This window comes from Sphaerospermopsis sp. LEGE 08334 (assembly GCF_015207205.1).
Classification (GTDB): Bacteria; Cyanobacteriota; Cyanobacteriia; order Cyanobacteriales; family Nostocaceae; genus Sphaerospermopsis.
Genome location: NZ_JADEXH010000001.1, coordinates 145197 through 168459 on the forward strand (window position 1 = coordinate 145197; position 23263 = coordinate 168459).

22 protein-coding genes are annotated in these 23263 nt (G+C 34.9%); 15 read left to right on the forward strand and 7 right to left on the reverse strand.

From position 1 onward, the window contains the following. The first annotated feature begins 353 nt into the window (after positions 1-353). The 12 genes from IQ237_RS00720 (at position 354) to IQ237_RS00775 (ending at position 14213) form a co-directional block, all read left to right on the forward strand. Positions 354-821 carry a DUF29 domain-containing protein gene (locus tag IQ237_RS00720; protein WP_194051232.1) on the forward strand — a complete coding sequence of 156 codons (468 nt, stop codon included), beginning with the start codon at positions 354-356 and terminating at the stop codon, positions 819-821. A gap of 85 nt (positions 822-906) precedes the next feature. Then, on the forward strand, positions 907-1281 hold the full coding sequence (locus IQ237_RS00725; protein ID WP_228019443.1) for a tetratricopeptide repeat protein: 375 nt from the start codon (positions 907-909) through the stop codon (positions 1279-1281). Positions 1282-1518: 237 nt separating this feature from the next. Then, positions 1519-1998: an acyltransferase gene (locus IQ237_RS00730; protein WP_194051234.1), complete on the forward strand. Its 480-nt coding sequence runs from the start codon at positions 1519-1521 to the stop codon at positions 1996-1998. After that, on the forward strand, positions 1995-3029 hold the full coding sequence (locus IQ237_RS00735; protein WP_194051236.1) for a Gfo/Idh/MocA family protein: 1035 nt from the start codon (positions 1995-1997) through the stop codon (positions 3027-3029). Before IQ237_RS00730 ends, IQ237_RS00735 begins: the two co-directional genes overlap by 4 nt. Positions 3030-3039: 10 nt before the next feature. Next, positions 3040-4137, forward strand: coding sequence for a DegT/DnrJ/EryC1/StrS aminotransferase family protein (locus IQ237_RS00740; RefSeq protein WP_194051238.1), 1098 nt, complete (start codon positions 3040-3042; stop codon positions 4135-4137). Continuing rightward, positions 4130-4807: a DapH/DapD/GlmU-related protein gene (locus tag IQ237_RS00745; RefSeq protein ID WP_194051240.1), complete on the forward strand. Its 678-nt coding sequence runs from the start codon at positions 4130-4132 to the stop codon at positions 4805-4807. Before IQ237_RS00740 ends, IQ237_RS00745 begins: the two co-directional genes overlap by 8 nt. Then, a complete protein-coding gene (locus IQ237_RS00750; RefSeq protein ID WP_194051416.1) occupies positions 4801-5754 on the forward strand; it encodes an SDR family NAD(P)-dependent oxidoreductase in 954 nt (317 codons plus the stop codon). The genes IQ237_RS00745 and IQ237_RS00750 overlap by 7 nt, the downstream gene beginning before the upstream one ends. A 42-nt stretch (positions 5755-5796) precedes the next feature. Next, positions 5797-6999, forward strand: coding sequence for a DegT/DnrJ/EryC1/StrS aminotransferase family protein (locus tag IQ237_RS00755; protein WP_194051242.1), 1203 nt, complete (start codon positions 5797-5799; stop codon positions 6997-6999). Between the two features lie 5 nt (positions 7000-7004). Further along, on the forward strand, positions 7005-9968 hold the full coding sequence (locus IQ237_RS26830) for a glycosyltransferase (protein WP_309225551.1): 2964 nt from the start codon (positions 7005-7007) through the stop codon (positions 9966-9968). Positions 9969-10163: 195 nt separating this feature from the next. After that, positions 10164-13373, forward strand: a complete 3210-nt coding sequence (locus IQ237_RS00765; RefSeq protein ID WP_194051244.1) for a tetratricopeptide repeat protein — start codon at positions 10164-10166, stop codon at positions 13371-13373. Positions 13374-13476: 103 nt separating this feature from the next. Beyond that, entirely contained in the window at positions 13477-13923 is a 447-nt protein-coding gene (locus IQ237_RS00770; RefSeq protein ID WP_194051246.1) for a VOC family protein, read from the forward strand. An 8-nt stretch (positions 13924-13931) separates the two neighbouring features. Next, on the forward strand, positions 13932-14213 hold the full coding sequence (locus tag IQ237_RS00775; protein WP_194051248.1) for a hypothetical protein: 282 nt from the start codon (positions 13932-13934) through the stop codon (positions 14211-14213). A 203-nt stretch (positions 14214-14416) separates the two neighbouring features. On the opposite strand, the gene IQ237_RS00780 is transcribed toward IQ237_RS00775, so the two are convergent. From IQ237_RS00780 to IQ237_RS00795, 4 genes are all read right to left on the reverse strand, one after another. Beyond that, positions 14417-15157 carry a class I SAM-dependent methyltransferase gene (locus IQ237_RS00780; protein ID WP_194051250.1) on the reverse strand — a complete coding sequence of 247 codons (741 nt, stop codon included), beginning with the start codon at positions 15155-15157 and terminating at the stop codon, positions 14417-14419. Next, positions 15121-16689 (reverse strand): metallophosphoesterase, encoded by a 1569-nt coding sequence (locus IQ237_RS00785; RefSeq protein WP_194051252.1) that lies wholly within the window; start codon positions 16687-16689, stop codon positions 15121-15123. The genes IQ237_RS00780 and IQ237_RS00785 overlap by 37 nt, the downstream gene beginning before the upstream one ends. Positions 16690-16722: 33 nt before the next feature. Beyond that, a complete protein-coding gene (locus IQ237_RS00790) occupies positions 16723-17952 on the reverse strand; it encodes a damage-control phosphatase ARMT1 family protein (protein WP_194051275.1) in 1230 nt (409 codons plus the stop codon). A gap of 252 nt (positions 17953-18204) precedes the next feature. Further along, on the reverse strand, positions 18205-18789 hold the full coding sequence (locus IQ237_RS00795; protein ID WP_194051277.1) for a Uma2 family endonuclease: 585 nt from the start codon (positions 18787-18789) through the stop codon (positions 18205-18207). Positions 18790-19037: 248 nt separating this feature from the next. Between IQ237_RS00795 and IQ237_RS00800 the strand changes: the two genes are divergently transcribed. The 3 genes from IQ237_RS00800 to IQ237_RS00810 are packed head-to-tail and all read left to right on the forward strand — an operon-like array spanning position 19038 to position 20678. Continuing rightward, positions 19038-20174 carry an amidohydrolase family protein gene (locus tag IQ237_RS00800; RefSeq protein WP_194051279.1) on the forward strand — a complete coding sequence of 379 codons (1137 nt, stop codon included), beginning with the start codon at positions 19038-19040 and terminating at the stop codon, positions 20172-20174. 55 nt (positions 20175-20229) lie between these two features. Continuing rightward, the gene (locus tag IQ237_RS00805; protein WP_194051281.1) at positions 20230-20478 is read left to right on the forward strand and encodes a type II toxin-antitoxin system Phd/YefM family antitoxin; all 249 of its coding nucleotides are present in this window, start codon (positions 20230-20232) and stop codon (positions 20476-20478) included. Positions 20479-20528: 50 nt separating this feature from the next. Beyond that, positions 20529-20678, forward strand: a complete 150-nt coding sequence (locus tag IQ237_RS00810) for a hypothetical protein (protein WP_194051283.1) — start codon at positions 20529-20531, stop codon at positions 20676-20678. A gap of 139 nt (positions 20679-20817) precedes the next feature. On the opposite strand, the gene IQ237_RS00815 is transcribed toward IQ237_RS00810, so the two are convergent. The 3 genes from IQ237_RS00815 to murJ form a co-directional block, all read right to left on the reverse strand. Continuing rightward, positions 20818-21006, reverse strand: coding sequence for a type II toxin-antitoxin system HicA family toxin (locus IQ237_RS00815; protein WP_194051285.1), 189 nt, complete (start codon positions 21004-21006; stop codon positions 20818-20820). Next, positions 21003-21206, reverse strand: coding sequence for a type II toxin-antitoxin system HicB family antitoxin (locus tag IQ237_RS00820; RefSeq protein WP_228019449.1), 204 nt, complete (start codon positions 21204-21206; stop codon positions 21003-21005). The genes IQ237_RS00815 and IQ237_RS00820 overlap by 4 nt, the downstream gene beginning before the upstream one ends. A 224-nt stretch (positions 21207-21430) precedes the next feature. Further along, on the reverse strand, positions 21431-23038 hold the full coding sequence (murJ, locus tag IQ237_RS00825) for a murein biosynthesis integral membrane protein MurJ (protein ID WP_194051287.1): 1608 nt from the start codon (positions 23036-23038) through the stop codon (positions 21431-21433). Positions 23039-23263: the final 225 nt, after the last annotated feature.

Genomic DNA, 23263 nt, shown 5'->3' on the forward strand with positions numbered 1-23263 from the left:
GGAAAGAAGGCTTTCAGTATGTACTGAGTTCTGTATGGCTACGCCACGCAAGCTATCAAAAATCAAATAGGAGTCCTATATATAGAGCATTAGTTTAGTATTGAATAATAGTTTTTGGGTTGGAGTTTATCCAGGACTTGAGCCAGAAAAGTTAAGTTTTATTACTAGCCAGATCCGAAAGTTTGTTCAAAACAGAGAAAATTATGTTAATCTTTAACTAAGGTTAAATAAGTCAAGATGATACTTATGACAAAATTAAAAAATAAATTAACAGAAAAGTTAGATCATAATTTAAAATGTAGTTAAAACAAATGCTCATGATAACCTAGTAATTAACCATCAAGGAGAAAAATATGAGAGCAGAGTTAAAAAACAAAATTAAAAATTTATATGATGCCGACTATAATCTTTGGGTATTAGAGACAGTTAAACAGTTAGAAAATCGAGATTTAGATTCTTTAGATTGGGATAATTTAATTGAGGAAGTTTTAGATTTGAGTAAAAGGGATAAACGAAAAATAGAAAGTTTGTTAATGAAATTGATTGAACATTTATTAATTTTACAATATTGGCAAGGAGAAAATGAAAGAAATAGAGGACATTGGCAAAGAGAAATAACTAATTTTCGCAAGCAAATCAAAAGATTATTAGCAGATAGTCCTAGCTTAAAAAATTACTTAGAAATGAAGTTAGACTTATGCTACAATGATGGGAGAGAATTAGCTAGTCAGCATTCTCAACTTTCCTTGAATACTTTTCCAGAAGAAGCGATCGCTACTCTTGAAAAATTTTTAGATGATCATTGGTTTGCTAATACATAAAATAAGTTGATTATGTGCATCTGTAAGACAAGATTTACTAATTCTAGTATGTGTCGAGGAGAAATTTTTAATATTGGTGGAGGAATTGATAATAGTCTATCCTTTTTTAACAATAGTTTCCAGAGTTTCATTTTTCGGTTCTATTGCTTTTGGGGGTATCAGTACGTTATTATCATCACTATCATCGGCGAAACAGCAGCTTCAGCAACTTGCTACTGAGTCAGTGACAACGCAATTGCAAAAACAAGCACAGGGTTATGAATCAGTTTTACAACGAGAAGCAAATAACCAAGTAGCATTAGAAAAGTTATCTGTAATTCAGGTAAAGTTGGGAGAATATGAAAGAGCGATCGCACTGATAGAGAGACTGATTCAATTGTATCCTGATCGGCAGGATTATCAGACGGTATTGGCTGAAGTGAAGAAAAAAACACAGGGAAATAATCAACTTGCTAAATAGGTAAATAGTAGGTTGGGTGGACGTAAGGGAATCCAATATTTATTGTCAATTTCAATACAATGATTTAGATATTGCAAGAATCAAAATTATGAGTTACCAAATAGAGTTTACCAGGGGTGCCATAAAGCAAATTAGTTATGATTGCAACATTTACTTACCTTTTACTTCATCATGTTCATTAACTGTACATAATTATTCAAGATAAAGATAAATAATAAATAAAAAATGAGAATTATTATGGCAATTTCACAAGATGTAAAGTTAGGTAATAATGTCGTCATTCATCATCCTGAATTGGTTAATCTATACGGATGTAAGATTGGCGATGATACTAAAATAGGTGCTTTTGTAGAAATACAAAAAGGTGTGATTGTGGGTAATCGCTGCAAAATTTCTTCCCATAGTTTTCTTTGTGAAGGAGTCGAAATTTATGATGAAGTTATGATTGGTCATGGTGTAATGTTCATTAATGATCGTTATCCTAGAGCCACAAATAAAGGTAATTTGAAAACAGAAGCTGATTGGAATGTAACCCCCGTGAAAGTCAAACGCGGAGCATCTATAGGTAGTGGAGCAGTGATTATGTGTGGAGTAACAATAGGTAAAGGAGCGATGGTTGCTGCTGGAGCGGTAGTTACTAAAGATGTACCTGAATATGCGATCGCTATGGGTGTACCTGCTAAAGTAACAGGTGATGTGCGGGAGCGTGAGTCATGATAGGAATTGGTGTAGTTGGTTATGGCTATTGGGGTCCGAATCTGGTGCGTAACTTTTATGAAATATCAGAATCCCAAGTAATTGCTGTTAGTGATTTCCGAGCAGAAAGATTAGCTCAAGTCCAATCTCGTTACCCTACTATTGGTGTGACATCAGACTATCAAGATTTAATTAATGATGATCGGATTGAAGCGATCGCTATTGCTACTCCAGTATCAGCACACTTTGATATAGCTATTCAAGCTCTACAGTCTGGAAAGCACGTTTTACTGGAAAAACCCATGACAGCAAGCTCTGAACAAGCATTACGATTAATTGCTGAAGCTGATAAACGTAATCTAGTTCTGATGGTAGATCATACCTTTGTTTATACAGGTGCAATTCGCAAAATACGTGAGCTTGTAGACAACAATACATTAGGCAATATTTATTATTATGATGCTGCAAGAGTCAATCTGGGGTTATTTCAGCATGATGTAAATGTAATCTGGGATTTGGCAGTACATGACTTATCAATTATGGATTATGTATTGCCTTTCAAACCTTGTGCTGTATCAGCCACAGGTATAAGTCATGTCAGTGGAAAACCTGAAAATATAGCCTACATAACATTATTTTTTAATGAACAATTAATTGCCCATTTGCACGTTAACTGGCTTGCTCCTGTAAAAGTTAGGCGGACACTAATCGGCGGTAGTCAAAAGATGATTGTCTATGATGATGTAGAACCTAGTGAAAAAGTGAAGTTATATGACAAAGGGATCACGATCAATAATGATCAGGATAATCTTTATAAAATGCTAATTAATTATCGTACAGGTGATATGTGGTCGCCGAAGTTAGATATGACAGAAGCTCTAAATAGAGTGGTATCACACTTTATTCACTGTATTAAAACAGGCGATCGCCCCTTGACTGATGGTAAAGCTGGGTTAAGAGTAGTAAAAATTCTGGAAGCTGCTACTGAGTCTATGAAACACCAGGGTAAATTAGTGCCATTGAACTGGACACAAGCAGAAGTATCACCATAGAAGTAACATTATGATTCCATTTGTAGATTTAAAAACCCAGTATGTAAATATAAAAGACGAAATTAACCAGGCTATTTCTAAAGTTTTGGAAACAAGCCAATTTATATTAGGGGAAGAAGTACAAGCCTTTGAAACTGAGTTTGCAGCTTACTGTGGTGCTGATTATGGTATTGGTGTAAATTCTGGGACAAGTGCTTTACACTTAGCTTTATTAGCATTGGGAATTGGTGCTGGTGATGAAGTCATAACTGTGCCTTTTACCTTTGTGGCAACGGTGGCAGCTATCTGTTATACAGGAGCTAAACCAGTTTTTGTAGATATTGCTCCTATTTCTTATACTATAGATGTTAAACAGATTGAGTCCGCTATTACTGAACGAACTAAAGCCATACTTCCTGTTCATCTATATGGACAACCTGCGGATATGGACTCTATTCTATCTATAGCGAAAAAGTATAATCTGAAAGTAATTGAAGATGCGGCTCAAGCTCATGGTGCTGAATATAAAGGCAAAAGAGTCGGTAGTCTTGGTGATTTAGGTTGTTTTAGTTTCTACCCAGGTAAGAATTTAGGAGCTTATGGTGAAGCAGGAATTGTCACCACCAATAACCCTGAGTATGCCCATACTATTAAAATGTTAAGGGATTGGGGACAAGAAAAAAGATATTACCATGACCTCCATGCCTATAATTACCGCATGGAAGGAATACAAGGGGCTATATTAAGGGTTAAGTTGCGCCATTTAGAAACCTGGACTGAATCAAGAAGAAGTCACGCTCAAGTTTATAATGAATTACTGGCAAATACTGGGTTAAAAACTCCTGTAGAAATGCCTTATAGTCGTCATGTTTATCATATATATGGGGTGCGATCGCCTGATAGGGATATTTTACAACAACAATTAATGAAAAAGGGGGTGCAAACAGGTATTCATTATCCTATTCCTGTTCATTTGCAGAAAGGTTATGCTGATTTAGGTTATAAATTAGGCGCTTTTCCTTGTAGTGAGTTAGTAGCAAAGGATGAGTTATCTTTGCCTATGTATGCGGAATTGACTGATTCATCTCTTAACCATATTGCAGGAGTATTTGAATTTTTGTATGAATGAGGATTCAAACACAAAAATCGTTAAAGCACAACATGGATTAAAACAAATTCAGGAAGACCCTAACTTTGAGCAAGAACTAGCACAATACTTAAAGGTTTCTTTATCACCAGAAAACTTAATCAACTTATATGAAAGATTTATTATTTCAGATAGTAAGTTTGATACTCTCATGAGAAGGGTATTGTGGAAAGCTTTAACTAAGAAAACAGGTAATAATGTTATTATTAGTAGTGAAGTGCGTTTTAAGCATTCAGAAACTTTTGAAATAGGTGATGGTGTTTTTATTGGCAATCAAACCTATATACAAGGAAGATTTGATGGCAAGTGTCTAATTGGTAATAATGTTTGGATAGGTCCTGGTAGTTATTTTGATGCTCGTAATTTAATAATAGAAGATTATGTAGGTTGGGGTCCAGGAGCAAAAGTTTTAGGTTCAACTCATACTGGTATACCCATAGATGTACCGATTATTCAAACAGATTTAGAAATAAAACCAGTGAAAATTTCTATGGGTGCTGATATAGGAATGAATGCAGTAATTCTTCCAGGAATAACAGTGGGTGAAGGTAGCATAGTAGGTGCAGGAGCAGTAGTAACAAAAGATGTTCCTTCTATGGCAATTGTAGCTGGTGTACCTGCTAGATTTTTACGTTGGAGAAACGAATCGTGAAAAAAGTTTTAATAACTGGTGGTGCAGGATTAGTAGGTTCTCATATTGCCGATCAATTAGTTAAACAAGGAATTTCGGAAATAGTTATTCTTGATAACTTTGTTAGGGGTACTAAAGCTAATTTAGAATGGGCGATCGCTAATGGGAATGTCAAAATCATCGAAGGAGATATTAGAGATCAAAAACTACTCAACGAAATAATGCCTGGTGTAGATATCCTTTTTCATCAAGCAGCTATTCGTATTACTCAGTGTGCTGAAGATCCAAGATTAGCATTAGAAGTATTAGTAGATGGTACTTATAATGTTTTAGAAGCAGCCGTAAAAGCAAAAGTTAAAAAAGTTATAGCAGCATCTTCAGCTTCAGTTCTCGGACTCGCAGAAGAATTTCCTACTACTGAATCCCATCATCCTTACAATAATCGTACTTTTTATGGTGCGTCCAAAACCTTTAATGAAGGTATGTTACGCAGTTTTAATGAAATGTATGGTTTAGATTATATTGCCTTACGTTATTTCAATGTTTATGGTTCAAGAATGGATATTTATGGGGTTTATACAGAAGTTCTAGTTAGGTGGATGGCTCGTATTATCGAGGGAAAACCTCCTCTAATTTTTGGTGATGGGTTACAAACAATGGACTTCGTTTCAGTAGAAGATATTGCCAGAGCCAATATCTTAGCTGCTCAAAGTGATGTAACTGATGAGGTATTTAATATTGCTAGTGGGGTAGAAACTAGCTTGAATGATTTGGCATTTAGCCTTTTAAAAGTAATGAAATCTGATCTAAAGCCTGAATATACAGCCGAAAGAAAAGTTAATCCTGTAAAAAGAAGATTGGCTGATACAAGCAAAGCTGAGAAATTACTAGGATTTAAAGCAGAGATTTCTCTAGAAGAAGGTTTAACCCGGCTAGTTGATTGGTGGAAAAAAACAAAAAACATTTAGTTTATATGCTGATAAAAATGTTTATGGACACAAGAATTTAATATGAATGAACAATCATCTTTTATCCCTATTGCTAAACCTTTTCTGGGCGAAGAAGAAGCCCAAGCTGCAAGTCAAGCAGTTTTATCTGGCTGGGTTACACAAGGTCCGCAAGTCAAAGCTTTTGAAGAAGAATTCGCCGAATACGTGGGGGCAAAATACGCTTGCGCTGTTTCCAATTGCACCACTGCATTGCATTTGGCTTTATTAGCTGTGGGTGTTCAGCCTGGTGATGAAGTAATTACCGTATCCCATTCTTATATTGCAACAGCTAATAGTATTCGCTACTGTAATGCTACTCCCGTATTTGTAGATATTGAACCCCAAACATATAATATTAATCCTGATTTAATTGAACCTGTAATCAGTGATCGCACCAAGGCAATTTTAGTAGTCCATCAAATGGGAATGCCTTGTGATTTAAAAGCAATTTTAGATATTGCCAAAAAGCATTCCTTACCCGTGATTGAAGATGCCGCTTGTGCGATCGGTAGCGAAATATTATGGGAAGGCAAATGGGAAAAAATTGGTAAACCCCACGGAGATATTGCCTGTTTTTCCTTTCATCCCCGTAAAGTAATTACCACTGGTGATGGTGGAATGCTAACCACTTCTAATCCTGAATGGGATAAAAAATTCCGGTTATGGCGACAACATGGGATGAGTGTACCGGATACTGTCCGACATGGCTCGAAACAAGTTATATTTGAAACATATCCTGTCTTAGGCTATAATTACAGAATGACTGATATTCAGGCAGCAGTCGGACGGGAACAATTGAGGAAATTACCAGAAATAATTTTTAGAAGACGGCAAATAGCAGAAAAGTATCAGGAATTATTGTCTGATATTTCTGGGATAGAATTGCCAACAGAACCAGTATGGGCAAAAACTAATTGGCAAAGTTATTGTATTAAATTAGCTGACTATATTGATCAAGTGGAGGTCATGCAAAAATTATTAGATCAAGGAATTGCTACAAGAAGAGGTATAATGTGCGCCCATAGAGAAGAATCATATCAAAAGGAAAACTGGAGTTGTGGCATTGATAAAAAAAACTGTGCTTGTCAGTTAAATACTTGTCAAAAATTGTTACAGAGTGAGAAAAATCAAGACCAAGGATTAATAATACCATTATTTGTTACATTAAAAATTTTTGAACAAGTTAAAATTGCAGATATCTTATACAATACTTTAGAGGCTTAAATCACATGAAAATTGATTTAGTTTATCCTTCTCGAAAAATATTCCATGACACTTGGAATACTGGAAAAGGTTGGGTCGAAACATTAAAAAGGATGAAATTGCTTAATATTTTTTTTGCATTAGATCCTGAAAATTGTCATACTCTTTTAGACTATTTAAAAGCTCCTAATAGCGATATGATAATCATTTTAGGTGGTGATCATTTTCTTTATTTTATGTATGACAATCATGCCAAAAAAGATATTTGGGATCAAGTAAAAATACCTAAGATTTGTATTTGTTGGGAATCTATTGTTAATTCGTTATTTCCAGGATTTTTTAAAAGAAGTTCTAATTCTTTACATTGTTTTGACTATTTTATTTATGGAGATGAGCGAGATCAAGTTTTTTTTGAAGGAAAATCAGTTAATTATTGTTTTTCACCACTTTGTGTTGATGGTCAAGAATTTAAGAAAAACAAACCACTACATGAAAGGAAGAATCATGTTTTTTTCTTCGGAAAAATAAATAATTTTGGCATCGAAAAAGTTTATTCAGAAAGAAGAAGATTATTAAGCGAACTCTTAACTAATCAAGCAATAGATTATATTAGTGAATATATGTATACTGGAGATAGTGCAGAAAAATTAGTAAATCTATATAATGAATATACTTTAACGATAAATTTACCCACAAATCATGGTGGTTATACTCAAAGGATTTATGAGGCTATGTCTTGTGGTACAATTATTTTTCAATATCGTTTAAAAAATGATCCTTACCATAGTTTACTATTTAAAGAATATGATCATTATATTCCTTATGAAATTAATAATATACCGGAATTACTAGAAAATTTTAAATATTATTTAAAACATTTACCAGATTTAGAATATATTTCTGAAAAAGCTCGACAAGAAGTTTTAGCAAAACACACCATAGAAGCTCGTATTAACCAAATTCTTAAATTTGTAACTACAGGAGAAAAAATAGAATATCAACTAATACCTGAACTCAAACAACAAGCTAATCTAAATCAACAAAACTCTTATTCTTGGACAACAGAAATAAAAACTTCTCCTAAACCTATTATTATTGTTGATGGTGTATTTTTCCAACTCTATAAAACAGGAATTGCTAGAGTTTGGCAATCTATATTACAGGAGTGGGTTAAAAGTGGTTTTGCCAAACATATTGTTTTATTGGATAGAGCGGGTACTTCTCCAGATATAGCTGGGATTTGGTATCGTACTATTCACCCTTATGATTATAACAATACAGAAGCAGATAAACAGATGCTCCAGCAAATCTGCAAGGAAGAAGGAGCAGATTTATTTATTTCTTCATACTACACCACGCCAATTACAACACCATCTGTATTCATGGCTTATGACATGATACCAGAAGTAATGGGAGCAAATGTTAATGAACCAATGTGGCGGGAAAAACATCACGCTATAAAACACGCATCTGCATATATAGCCATTTCCCAAAATACAGCCAGTGATTTGTCCAAATATTTCCCAAATATAGCTGTACAATCTATTACAGTTGCCCATTGTGGAGTTAGCAATACCTTTTCACCAGCCAACCCACTACAAATCAATACATTTAAACATAGATATGGCATCAATAAACCATACTTTTTATTAGGAGGTAATTTAGCTGATTACAAGAATAGTATTTTATTCTTTAAAGCTTTCTCAAAACTCCCCAACAGCTACGAATTTGATATTATTTTCACTGGTTTTGGTGGAGTGTTTCCACCAGAATTAAGAGATTATACCTCTGGTAGTGCTGTACATCAATTACAACTTAGTGATGAAGAACTAAGACTAGCTTACTCTGGTGCAGTAGCTCTAGTATATCCTTCTAAATATGAAGGTTTTGGAATGCCCATAGTAGAAGCAATGGCTTGTGGTTGTCCTGTGATTACTTGTCCCAATAGTTCAATTCCAGAAGTAGCGGGAGAAGCAGCCATATATGTCAATGATAATGATGTAGATGCAATGGCAAATGCTTTAATTTCCGTGCAGAATCATAATTTACGCACATCATTAATTACAGCAGGTTTAGCCCAAGCGCAAAAGTTTTCTTGGACAAAAATGGCAACACAAGTTAGTTCAGCATTAATAAATACAACTCTCTTGTCCTTAAAACTCAGAGATATTAACTTAATCATCTTCCCAGATCCCACACAATCAGAACAATCTATTTATCAAGACTTAATCAAAGTTATTACAGCTTTAGAAGAACATCCTCATAGTGACAATATTACCCTACTCATCAACGCCAGCAATTTTCCTAGCCAATTTACACAAGCATTCATGGATAATTTGTGTAACCAAGATGAGGAAGAAACAGCAGGATTAGAAATTTCCCTAGTCGGTAAATTATCTTCTATGCAATGGCAGACTTTATTACCTCAAATAACTGCTAGAATTTTTTTAACACAGGAGGATCAACAAACACTAGAAAAATTGCCAGTACATCAGTTTTCATCATGTCAAGTTGACAACTTAAATGAGCAATTATCTATTCTCTTAACAGAAAGCCTTAAACAAAACCTACGTCTGAGAAATATTAATTTAATCATCTTTCCCGATCCCACACAACCAGAACAATCTATTTATCAAGACTTAGTAAACGTCATTACAGCTTTAGAAGAACATCCTCATAGTGACAATATTACCCTACTTATCAACGCCAGCAATTTTTCCAGTCAATTTACACAAGCATTCATGGATAATTTGTGTAACCAAGAAGAGGAAGAAACAGCAGGATTAGAAATTTCCCTAGTCGGTAAATTATCTTCTATACAGTGGGAGGCTTTATTACCTCAAATAACTGCTAGAATTGTTTTGAACAACGAGGATCAACAAGCACTGGAACAAGTACAACTGGAAAAATTGACATCTTACCAACTTGATAACTTAGAGGATGTTTTAAAAGTCGCTGATGGTGTATCAAATATTTATAGATCCCCCTAAATCCCCCTTGAAAAGGGGGACTTTGACTTTAGTTCCCCCCTTTTTAAGGGGGGTTAGGGGGGATCAGGGGCGTGCCTAAAATCACGATCCAAAACTTTTCAAACACCCTCTAAGATAATCAACAATTTTAACTGATGTTTTTTAACTGATTGTTTTAAATTATTCTTTACAAACTACAGGACTGGTTTTTGATTTATGATGATTTTTTGCGGTGGAATTAGTAATGATTTGAGAAGTCTGTCTTACAACCTTTGTCAAGCCCTGCTCACTCAAACTGGTAAAATCAATATTCAAGGGACTGCTTGTAATACTACGGCGGAAATTGACGCTTATTTTCAAATCATAGGAGAACCAACACGAACAACACTAATCCAATATCAAGTTCTTTCTGAATCAGCAATAGAAAAAATCAATCAAGGTCAAGCTAAGAATATTTATCTCCATCAAGACCTTCGTGAAATTCTCGCTGCTGCTATTCATGCTCCTAAAAAGAAAGAAACTTTTGCATCTCATTTCCTTCATCTTTGGCAACAATCCCTAGAAAAATGCTACAATGATGTCAATAAAACTGTATTAATCTCTCAGGAAAACTTAATTACACAACCACATTTAGAAATTGCCCGTTTAGCAACAGGTTTAGAAATTGACTTAACGGAAATTGAGATTGCACAGTTATTAAAACAGCATCCTATAGAGAAACAGAGTACAGAGAAATGGCAAAAAATTCTTGATTCTCAACAATGCTTACTAATTGAAACCTTACTTAGTCCATTATTACTGAAATTTGATTATGAAACAGAGTCTAGTTTATCTCACAGATTAGATCAACATTTACAATCAATTCAATTAGAAACTTTACTAATACAAATTGATAAAATTGTCAGTCAAATTCGCAACTTTAAGACCGAACTGCGGGAACAGTTTTGTGAATCTATTGATCAATATTTTCTTACCACATTAACTGTAAAAGGACGTTTACAGGAAGCGGCGGAAGTTTGTCATTTGCTAGGAACAGTCTTAATCAAAAATGACTTACAAGCAGCGGAAAAATGGTATTTACGCGCTCTGAGTATTCAACCTCAGTTAGCAAAGTCTCACTATAATTTGGGCTTTATTTATGAGGAACAGCATGAGTGGGAAAAAGCTATTGATAATTATACTCATGCTATTACTATCAATCACGATTATACTAAAGCTCACTATCGTTTAGGATTGATTTTTAAACGGCAAAAGCATTTTAGTCAAGCCATAAATCAATTTTCTCAAGTTTTGCAACTAGAACCGGAACATCAAGGATCTAAATTCAATTTAGCATTACTTTGGCATAAAGGAGAAGGTGCAGATTTTATTCAAAATTTATTAGGAGAAAAAGAGTTAGAACTGTTGCCTCAACTCACAGAAGAAATTAACGACACGGGTGCAATATTGGTGAGTAAAGGCAAATTGGAACAAGCTAAACAATGTTTTCAATCTCTAATAGATTTAGATCCAGATTGTGTTTTAGGTCATTATAATCTTGGTTGTGTTTTACAAAATCAAAAATACTATTCAGAAGCAATATCTTGTTATGTCCAAGCTTTAAAAATTGATCCTAATTATATTGATGCGCTCAAAAATTTAGGTTATGTTTATTATAAAACCGAACAAATTGATTTAGCTCAAGAATGTTTCCAAAAGATACTGGAAATAGATCCTCATCATGGGGAAACTTATGAAGTTTTAGGATTTATTGCTGGTGAACAAGGAAAATTGTCAGAGTGCATCAGTTTGATAAATGAAGCCTTAAAAATTACTCCCAACAATCCTACACTGCATTCTTGTTTTCTGTTTAATTTAAGTTCCCTCACCAGTTTTACACCCCAACAAATATTAGATTCTGCTCAACTGTGGTATCAGCAACAAGTAGTTAATCAATGGCTACCAACTCTGACAAACCATAAAAATGATAAAACTCTAAATCGTCGTTTACGCATTGGTTATATTTCCCCTGATTTTCGTAGACATTCTGTAAGTGCATTTATTAAACCAATTTTGCAACACCATGATCGTACCCAGTTTGAGGTTTTCTGTTATGGAGAAGTGAATGATCCTGATGCAATCACCGATGAAATTATAGATATTTGTGATGCTTGGCGTTCTACAGTTGGTCTTTCTGATTTGCAGGTAGCGGAGTTAATTCAAACAGATCGCATAGATGTTTTAATTGATTTGGCAGGACATACCGCTAATAATCGGATGATGGTTTTGGGAATAAAACCTGCACCAATTCAAGCAACTTATTTAGGTTATTTTGCTACCACTGGTTTACCAAGCATTGACTATTGGATTACTGATCAAGTTCTCCATCCTGAAGATACACAGGAAAAAACTAGCGAAACTATCTGGCGTTTACCCCGTTGTTATGTGAGTTATGAACCACTAAAAAATGCGCCTGAAGTTACTGAACTTCCTTATGGAAAAACGGGTGTTTTCACCTTTGCATCTTTTAATAATTTACGCAAACTCACACCAGAAACTTTTGCGCTGTGGGTGGAAATTCTCAAAGCAGTTCCTCATTCTCGCTTGGTGTTAAAATGCCACAGTTCTGATGTGTTCAGCCCCTTAATTGCGGAAAAAATTCAAACTCCCTTTGTGCAACAGGGTATTGATCCCAAACGCATCTTTTTATATGGTGGATATGCTGCGGATGAAGACCACCTGAATCTTTATAATCAAGTTGATTTACATTTGGATAGTATACCCTATACCGGATGTACTACAACTTGTGAAGCTTTGTGGATGGGAGTACCGACGGTGACTTTAGCCGGTACTCGCAAAATGGAAAGGATGAGTGCCAGTATTTTGTATAGTATTGGTTTGGATAATTTCATTGCCCATAGTGGTGCAGAGTATGTGCAGAAAGCAATAGAATTAGCCCAAAATCCAGATTATCTGCAATCTTTACGTTCAACGATGCGGGAAAGACTTTCTTCTTCTCTTCTGTTGGATGTGAAAAACATGGCCAGCAGTTTGGAAACTGCATACCGCCAAATGTGGGAAATTTATCTGGAAAAAGAAACCGCAGAATCTAACAGTAAAAATCCTCCTATTAATACTGCTTTTACAGTAGATTTAGAACCTGCTGATGCTATTAATTATTATCAGCAATATATCACAGATTACGCTGATGATGATCAAGCTTATTATCATTTAGGGTTGGCTTATCAAAAATTAGATGATGTAGAAAATGCTATTCCAGCTTATTTGCAAGCCCTGGCTATTAATCGTTCTTCGGCTGCAACTTATCAAGCACTCGGTAAGCTGTTAGAAGAACAAGAATTAATTGATCAGGCTGAGAAATATTATCGGTGTGCGCTGTTAATAGAACCAGATAATATTGAAATCAGAAGCAATTTAAAACTTTGATCAGCCGTTTTTAAGGAGGTTGGGGGGATCAATCAGTGTCATTGATGACAATAAAAAACTTTTGAAACAACCTCTAAATTAAAAACCCATAAATTAAAAACCCATGAATAATCAACAAAATATTCCCACAGGCTACCTACGCAAAATTCATCATATTGCTTTAAACGTTGCGGATATGCAAGCATCACGCCATTTTTATGGACATATTTTAGGATTACACGAACTCACAGGAGAAGAAATTCCCGAAACATTAAAACAACTCGTTGCTGAAGGAAAAGTTGCTAATTTCATCACCCCCGATGGAACAATATTAGACTTATTTGGAGAACCAGAATTATTACCACCAGACCCTGATCCCAGTAAATCCTTTACTAGAGCATATCATTTAGCATTTGATATTGATCCCCAATTCTTCGATCAAGCTGTATCCGTGATCAGGGAAAATAATTTAGTCATAGCTTATGGACCTCTTACCCGTCCTACAGGTAGAGGGGTTTACTTTTATGACCCCGATGGGTTTATGATAGAAATTCGTTGTGATCCTCATTAAATAGAAACATGAAAAAAGTTTTAAAAGTTATCAATGACGTAATTACTAACCCACCCATACCTCATGAACCCTATAAACAATCTTTAAAAAATTGGGCAAAATATTGTTTACAAAATAAGGGTTTTATTGTCACCTATGCCCAAAAAGGTGATTTTGCTGTAGAATTAAAAGGAGGAGAAAAGTTGTATTTTAAAGTTACGAATAATGCAGTTGATTTGGATGATAATATCAATTGGATAGTTTGGGATAGTGCAGCTAAAAAAGCTAGTTTGATTCCGCAAATGTTATAAGTTACTGTAGGTTGGGTTAAGCGAAAGCGCCACCCAACAAATTATTTATATTTTTCAGAAACTTCTTTTTAACGAACCGCAAAGGACGCAAAGGACACGAAGGGAAGAAAGAGAAGAGAGAGAAGAGAGAGATTTTTTTTAATTATATCAAAACTCTTGCGTTCTTACTTTGCGCCTTTGAGTCTTTGCGTGAAATAAAAAAATCATGGTTTAGCAAAAACCAGAAAATGCTGCTGCGGTAATGTATTTTTCGTTTCTTGATAAACTAAACCCACTGCTTGCATTTCTTTTTTCACTTGTTTCTGTGTCATTTTGTGCAAACGTTTAATCATAATAAAGGGGTTTTCTCCTCGATATTCGACTAACACAACTCTCCCACCTGGTTTTAATGCTTTAACAATTTCTGTCATGACTTCTTGGGGATATGCTAACTCATGATAAGCATCTACAAAGATTGCTAAATCTATGCTTTCTGGTGGTAAGTTAGGATTAGTTAAAGTTGCTAAAATTGGTTCTACATTATGGATATTTTTCTCTTGTTTAAAATAATCAATTATCTCCAACATTTGCGGTTGAATATCAACTGCTAAAACCTTACCTTGTGGTAATAATGGTGCTATTAAAAAGCTTAAATATCCCGTACCAGCACCAATATCTGCAACTACATCATCAGGTTTTAAGTTGAGAAGTGGGACTATTTGACTGGGTTTTTCTTCTGTTTCTCTGCTAGGTCTTTCTAACCAACCAGCACCTGTATAACCCATTACTTGAGCAATTTCCCGCCCCATGTAGTATTTACCAATACCATCAGGACTGTGATTTTGTCGCTGTTCGTAAACGGGTAACGCTGCTGCGGGAAGGTTGGAGAAAGTTAGTAATATTCCCCAACCGAGAAAAAGAATGAGTATTAAATGACAATAGGTTCTAATTGGCGATCGCACCATTTTCCCTCTACTTGCTCTGTAACTAATGGTGTAATAATAAACTTAGCCGGAAAACCGTCTTTCACATCAACCCGCAAGCAGGAATAAGGTTTTTTCCTTTCTAAACCGTAACCACTGCGTCCCACATACAGCAGAGACTCAGCGACTTTCTGAGTATAATTACTATTACCATCGGTAAAAGTTTCTACTAATTCTGTTCCTTCTTGTCGTTGCCGACGGGGACGGCGACCACTGCCACCACAAACTATATAATTAATGTGAGAATCGGCATATCCTGTATCCACCGTCCGCATATATTCCAAACAGTGCGCGTGGCCATTGAAAACCACATCCACAAGCGGTCTACCTTGATTTATCTTACCCAAAGCCGCCGCAACTTGCTCAAAAACTCCCCGCAACCGATGACGCACGGCTAAAGTTTGTCCTTGATGCCATTTGGTAGCTTCTGTCACATAGGGAGGATGATGGAAAAAGATCACCCGTCCCCGCACTTCTGAATTTTGCCAAGATGCAATTAATCTATCTTTTAACCAGTCAAGTTGCTCAAAATCCACATCTGCACTGGTGTGAGTTTCTAATTGTTTTTCAATATCAAGTTTAACTTCGTTGAGTTGGTCTACTTTAGCACCCAAATCAGCCAGTAGTTCAGATTCTTCGGGATTTTCTGAGTTAAGTTTATCACACTCTGCCAAAATTTCTAACTCTTCTTGTTCCAACTTTTGACGACGCTGTAATAACTCCCTGCGAATATCTCCCGCTTGCTTTTCTGGTAACGGTTCTGGAGTATTAAAAGTATTAGAATCCAGGGCAAAAAAATCAATTCCCCCATAATTAAAAGTATAATACCTATTAGGTAAACGGGTAAAATTTCCAGGTTGATAACGCAAACATCGCCCCGTATTACTTTTGGCAGTGTAATATTTATCTAAATGAGATTCTAATTCATGGGGAGAAATAGCGGCTAAATAATCTATAAAAGCCCTTGTATAAGCATCTCCTTGATTTGAACCATGCCAACCAATTTCAATATCTTTGTAACGCAACATTCGTCGTAAAGGTAAAGTCGAACCTGTGATTAAGCGATAAAACCAAGGCACATCATAATAGTCATGATTACCTAAAACTGGCAAAATTGGCAACTTAAAAACCATTTGGTCATAAGCAATATTTTCGGGGTTTTCACCACCTACCAAAAATTCCCGATAAGGTTCAATAAAATTAGGCGGATAATACTCACGAGAACCCACCACATAAACAACATCACCAGTATGCAAAATAAAACGGCAATCATCACTATGATTTAACATCATTTCGGCAACTTGACGCTGAGGATGAGAACCATAATGAGACTTAGTACCGCTATCACCGATGACCATAAAGGAGAAATTTTGATTTTTCTCCCTGCCATTATCATCTAAAATCATCGAGGTTTGGTCAATTCCTCGTTGCTGAATACTGGGATGCTGCGATCGCACCCTTTGGTTCATTTTTTGGATTTTTACCGGAACTGATGGTTCAGAAATCAATTTCATAGCTGAAATTAGCTAACGTCTCTACTAAATACCTTAACTTACCAACTGAATTACTCCCCACTGTCCATTTGTCAACCACTTAGGGTCTACTGTTGCTAATTCCTGTAAAACTTCTGCTTTCAGACCTGCGGCAACCTCTGATTTTAATGTGCGTAAAGCTACCATCGGTGCAGGTAAATAAGCAACTATATCGGCAAAATTTGTAGTATAATCCCAGTGTACATCTCCTAACAACCGCCGATAATTAGCATCACCTTTAACAACTATTAAATTCGATTTTCCTAGTTCATCTTTCAGTGATTGGGGAATTTGCCAAAATGGTAAAGGTGAAGTCCAAAAATAATTTTCTGTTAAAATCAATTTTCCTGAATCCAGATTTTTACTTAATCTTTGCACAAATGATTTAACATCAGGATGACTACCTGCTGCTAAAAAATCTTTAGTATAAATCACATCTTTAATCATTGCATCTGACACAAAAGTGGGATGTGGTTTCAAATGTAAATAAACCTGATTTGCAAAACCACTACCCAAGAGAAAATCAACTAAACATAAATCACAAATTAACTCAAAACCTGCATTATCAATGACAAAATCAATGCGGTTATTTTCCGAATTAGTTAATAGCTTAGTAACTGCAAATGAATCATCTATCAAAATATTATTTAATTGAGTTTGAATATCAAAATTGCTTCTGTTATATTCAAAAGCAGACCATAAACTCAAATCAACTCTATTTCCCCATAATGCGAAATACAATAAAGCAATGAGAGAAGATTTACTAGGTTTACCTGCTTTTTTTGATTCATTTAACCATTGTTGTACTTGAGTACATAAAGAAATAATAGCATCAATAGCAGCTTCTAAACCTTGTTCTTTTTGTAGTAAAAATGGATCAACACCTGGACATTCTCCGTGTTGAAAGTAATTAGTAATATTGAGAATAAGACGATAAAAATAAGTTTCTGCAAAAAACCAAGGTACATCTACCCAACGTTGATTTTTATAAGGTTCTAGATATTTCTCCCAGTCGTGAAAATCTGCACCTGTGTCATTTTTTAAAGGTTGTAAATATCCGTTGGGAAGTTCTGCTGCTAATTTTTCCAAGTTTTGATTTATCTCAGTGGGAAATTTATTTTCTTTAATGACACGACGGGCAATATTTGGCATTCTTTGAGTTACGGTAAACTCAGTAAAAGAACCAATTTTAGAACCTACAAGGGGTGATGGTAAGGGTAAATTGGGAAGTTGAAAATTATTCATTATAAATATATATTTTTCACTTTGTAGTCATTCTCAGAGGTTGTTTGAAAAGTCATGATTGATGTATCAAATATTTTTTACCCCTCCCTAACCCTCCCCTTGTTAAGCGGAGGGAACTGTATGTTAGTGTTTCCCTTGATCAGGGGAGATTAAGGGGGGGTAAAAATGTGATTAAAATCACGGAATACCACTTTTAAAACATCCTCTCAACCTAATTTATCAGAAATACTAGATTTTGTATAGATTAATTATTTATTCATCAACACTTTTCTGAAAATCAACCTGTTCATATAAATTCTGAAAATCAATTTGAAAATCTAGATTTTGCAGTGTTAAAGTATCTGATTCAGATTCCAATTCTGTAAATATCCATTTCCCATCATCTGTTTTTACATAGTGCATGACATGATATTGATATTGATTGATTAAAATATATTCTTTAAATTCAGGAATTGAGCGATAATAAAGAAACTTATCACTCTGATCATAATTGCTAGTTGATTTAGATAAAACTTCAGCAATTAATAAAGGATTCATCACAGTAGTTGTATTTGCATTTTGATAAATAGGTTCACCTTTAATTAGCATCACATCAGGGTATGTATATTGACGATAACGGGGTATCCACAACCTGACATCACCAATATAAACATCATAATTTTGATTTTTTAATCCGTATTTTAAAGCAGCAGCAAAATTCAGGGCAATTTTATTATGATTTGTTGTTCCTCCTGCCATTGGTATAATCTCTCCATCACGGTATTCGTTTTTATATTCTGCTTTCTCTTCCAGTTCTAGATATTCTTCTGGTGTATAGGTTCGGGTTTGTGTTTGCATAAAATATAATATTGTTAACTATCATTCAAGTATAACAAGATTATCCAAATATTTCCAATATATACCATATTTCAAGTAGATTTATTTGCAAATTTTTATCAAAAATAGTTAAATTAGTTAAATATTTTAACTTCATGTTCGGAAAGATCGATATTAAATGTAAAATTAATCCAATGCCAGAAACTGTAAAAAGCTGACACAGAACCCCAGATACCTGAATACTTACATTTCAAAAAAATTAACCATCCATGAATCTCTCAGAAATTCCCCTCATTGAACAACACGCCCATAACATATTAAAATCAGAAGTAGCTGCAAATTATCCCTTTGCAGCCGCTTTTACAGAAGGATATGATCCAGAAATCATTAATTATCATGCCAAACATACCTTATTTTATCGTCGGAGTTTGCGAGAAATTGCCACATTATTAAAATGTGAACCTGAAGAAACAGCAATTTTGGCACAAAGGCAAAATTTAGGATTAGAAAATTTAACCAGAATATATTTTGAAGCTGCTAACTTAGAAGCAATATATTTAGATGATGGTTTAACACCAGAAAATATCTTACCAATTTCCTGGCATCAAAAATTTACCAAAGTCAAAAGAATTTTACGCTTAGAATTATTAGCTGAAAAACTACTTTCACAAATTGACGAATTTCACACTTTTGTTAATGCTTTCATCAAAGAAATTGATCCCCCATCTCCTGATATTGTCGCTTTCAAAAGTATAGCTTGTTATCGTAGTGGTTTAGATATTAGACCTGTTGCACCTGCGGTAGCTGCTGTGCATTTTTACGATTTTAAAAAACTCCAGAAAAAAAATAATCTTCCTTTACGATTAAATGATAAACAATTAATAGATTTTATTTTACAACAAACTTTAATAATTGCTGCCAAATATAAAATACCTGTACAATTACATACTGGTTTAGGTGATCCAGATTTAGATTTAAGATTAGCAAATCCTTTAAATTTACGATATTTGATTGAATGTCCTCAATATAAAGACGCGCCTTTAGTTTTGCTTCATGCTTCCTATCCTTACATGAGAGAAGCGGGATATTTAGCTTCCATGTATCCCCAGGTTTATTTAGATTTTGGTTTAGCAGTTCCTTTTTTAAGTGTATCAGGAATGCGAAATACAATTAGGCAACTTTTGGAATTAATACCCACAACTAAATTAATGTATTCCTCTGATGCTCATTCTATTCCAGAATTGTATTATTTAGGTGCAAAATGGGGTCGTCAGTTGTTAGGTGAAGTGTTAGATGAGGCGATTAAAGATACAGATATTACTGTGAAAGAAGCGGAAGAAATAGCATTGGCAATTTTACGGGAAAATGCTTTAAATTTGTATGGCCAGAGGTTAAAAGGAGAGTAAATTATGGAAAATGTATTTATTCTGGTTATTATAAAAAAATAAGAGAGGTGTAATTATGCAATTTATTTCCGATACCGAAGCTAAACAAAAATTTGCCTCAATCCTGGATAAAGTACAACGTGAACCTGTGATCATCCGTCAGGAAAATCGTGACGTTGCTGTCGTTCTGTCCATAGAAGAATATCAACGCATCATGCGGATAAATATTCAGGAGTTTCAAAAGTTTAGAGAAAATATTGGACGCAAAGCTCAAGAGCGTGGTTTAACTGAAGACAAGTTGAATGAAATGTTAAGTAACGACTAATTTTACTATGCTTTTAGTTCTTGATATTAACTAATAATGAGGTAAAAATTATGGTAACAGTTTCAATTAAAGATGAATATATAGAAGTTTTATCTGCACTGGGAGATTTACAAGAGTCAATGGATTTAGCACTTAAACAATATACCCTTGATAAAATTGCCTTAAAAATTACCGTTTTAATATTCCATCCAGACCTTTGAAAAAGACCCTCTGTTTACAGGCAATACAGCACAATCCTAATTCCTTGTATGAAGAATAGCTTAAATATTTTATATGTTCATCACAATCAATAATATCACTACCTAGATACATGGCTCTTGCATAGAACATAATTTACTCTCATCGTGTAAAAAGTATACCTAAATCCTTACAAATCTTTTTCGCCAAAATATCATCTATTTCTTGGTGTCGAGGAACAGCTGATCTTCTGTTTTTCTCAGGATTCCACCACCAAGAATGGCGAGAACCTTCACGAATCAACTCACAACCGCACTCCTGTAAATGGCGTAATAAATCCCCGCGCTTCATAGTGCGATCGCTTCCTCAACATAATCACTACCCGCAGCTTCTATAGCATCTTCACGGTTAAACTCTAATGCCTCTAAAAGTGTAATTCGTAAACTTTCTAATAATTCCTCTCGCGTTGCTTCCTGACAATTTACACCAGGTATTTCTTCAATCCAACCCAACCACCAATCACCGGATTGTTTAATTACTGCTGTATACAAAATCTTTCCTCCTTAGCTGTAGCAGTGTTGAATATTCATCTATCATAGCAATTTATCTACCATTGCTGAAAATTAGGGCGATCTCTACACTAGAATTACTCCATTAACGGGTTAATATTACCTATCTTCTTTTCTTCTTTTTCTTCTTCCTTCGTGTTCTTCGTGTCTTCGTGGTTCATTAAATTATTATTCTTCTGATGTCAAGGAAAGATAATTAGCAAAACCTACCTCTTCAAAAACTTCTGCCGCATCTTCACCACAAAACTATTAACCTCCGGTATTCTCATCATCCCCGCAATCACAGAAAACACACCTATTCCCACCGCACCAGAAACACACAACTCAATTATTAAAATAACTAAACCCTGATTCCCCAACACCTGCTGACAACCCATCAAAGTCCCATAACTCGCAACTCCCGCAACCACACTAGCCGCAGTTAAACCGAAAATTGGTAAACTCCATTCCCGCAAAGGTAAACCATTTAATTTCCTATTTAATAACCACAACAACATTAAAATAGAACTGCAATTTACACCCACTGTAGCTAACACTAAACCAGGGGCACCAAAGGGTTTAACTAAAATAAAATCTAAAATTGCATTCAATAAAATATTAAACGTACTAATTTTAAAAGGTGTTTGTCCATCACCTAAAGCATAAAATACCCTCACCAAAACATCACGCCCTAAATAAACAAACATCCCAATTCCATAGGCAATTAATAAGGAGGCAACTAACTGGGTTGCTTCTTGTTTAAATGCTCCTCTTTGATAAACTACCTGGACAATTGGCTTAGATAAAGCTATCATTAATGCCCCTAAAGGTAGCATTGTCACCGCAGTTAATAACAGTCCTTGACGAATGCGTAATTTTAAATCTGGCCAGTTTTCTGGTTCTGCTAATTTGGCAAATATGGGTAATAAAGGCAGTAAAATAATATTAGAAATAATTCCTAATGGTGTTTGTACTAATAAATTAGCATAGTTAAAACCTGCGGCTGCGCCTTTAATGGGACTGGCAAAAAATAAATCTGTCGCTACATTTATCGGCATCATTCCCGAAGAAATTGTTGCCGGTGTCATGATTTTAATGACTTCCTGAACTGCGGGAGATTTAAAATCAAATCTTAGTTTTAATGTTCCTAAACCTAAACGCCATTGCACAATTAACTGGACTATCCATTGTAAAATCGCACCCGCTAAAGTACCAATAGCTAAAACTATTCCCCCAATAAATGCAAATTCTGGCTGAATAATTTCCTTGCCATATTGTAAAGCTAAAATACCAATACCAATAACAACAGTAACGCTAGATAATAAAGGACTAATTGATAATAACCAATATTGATTTGCTGCGTTAAGAGTACCGAACCCAATGCCAATTAAACCGGAAAATAACGCCATTGGGGACATTATTTGTAATTGACGAATGGCAATTTCTCTGGTTTTAGCATCTAAACCATAACCAACTATATCAATTATTGGTTCTGCTAAAAAAATCTGAGCAATTGTGACTATTAATAATAACCCACCTACTAAGGTTGTTACTGTTTCTACTAAAGGCGCTGCTTCTTCTTTTTTCCGCTTGGCTAAAACGCTGATAATGGCACTATGTAAAGGACCATTGACACCACCAAGTAATATTAATAAAAAACCGGGTATAATATAGGCGTAACTGTAAGCAGTAGCAGCAGCACCGACACCAAAAACAGCAGCGATCGCCTGTTGTCTAATTAAACCAAATACTTTACTAATTAAGGTTGCTGCGGCAACTATACCAGCAATACCAGCAAAGGAACGAGAGGGTTTTTGATCTTGTTGTTCAGTCACGAATAATACCTAGAAACTCTTACAGAGTCAATATCTGAGAATATTTAACCGACAAATTTTAACATCTATCAGGTAAATTTTGAAGAAATGATTTGTTACCCCACAAGTCTATCTTTTGTTCATTCCTCTCGACTTTTACTAAAGTCTCAGGTGTAGAGTAGCTTGTAAATTATAAAAGAAACAAAGATTAAATTGTGTCAGAATCAGGATGTCCAGGATTTGAGG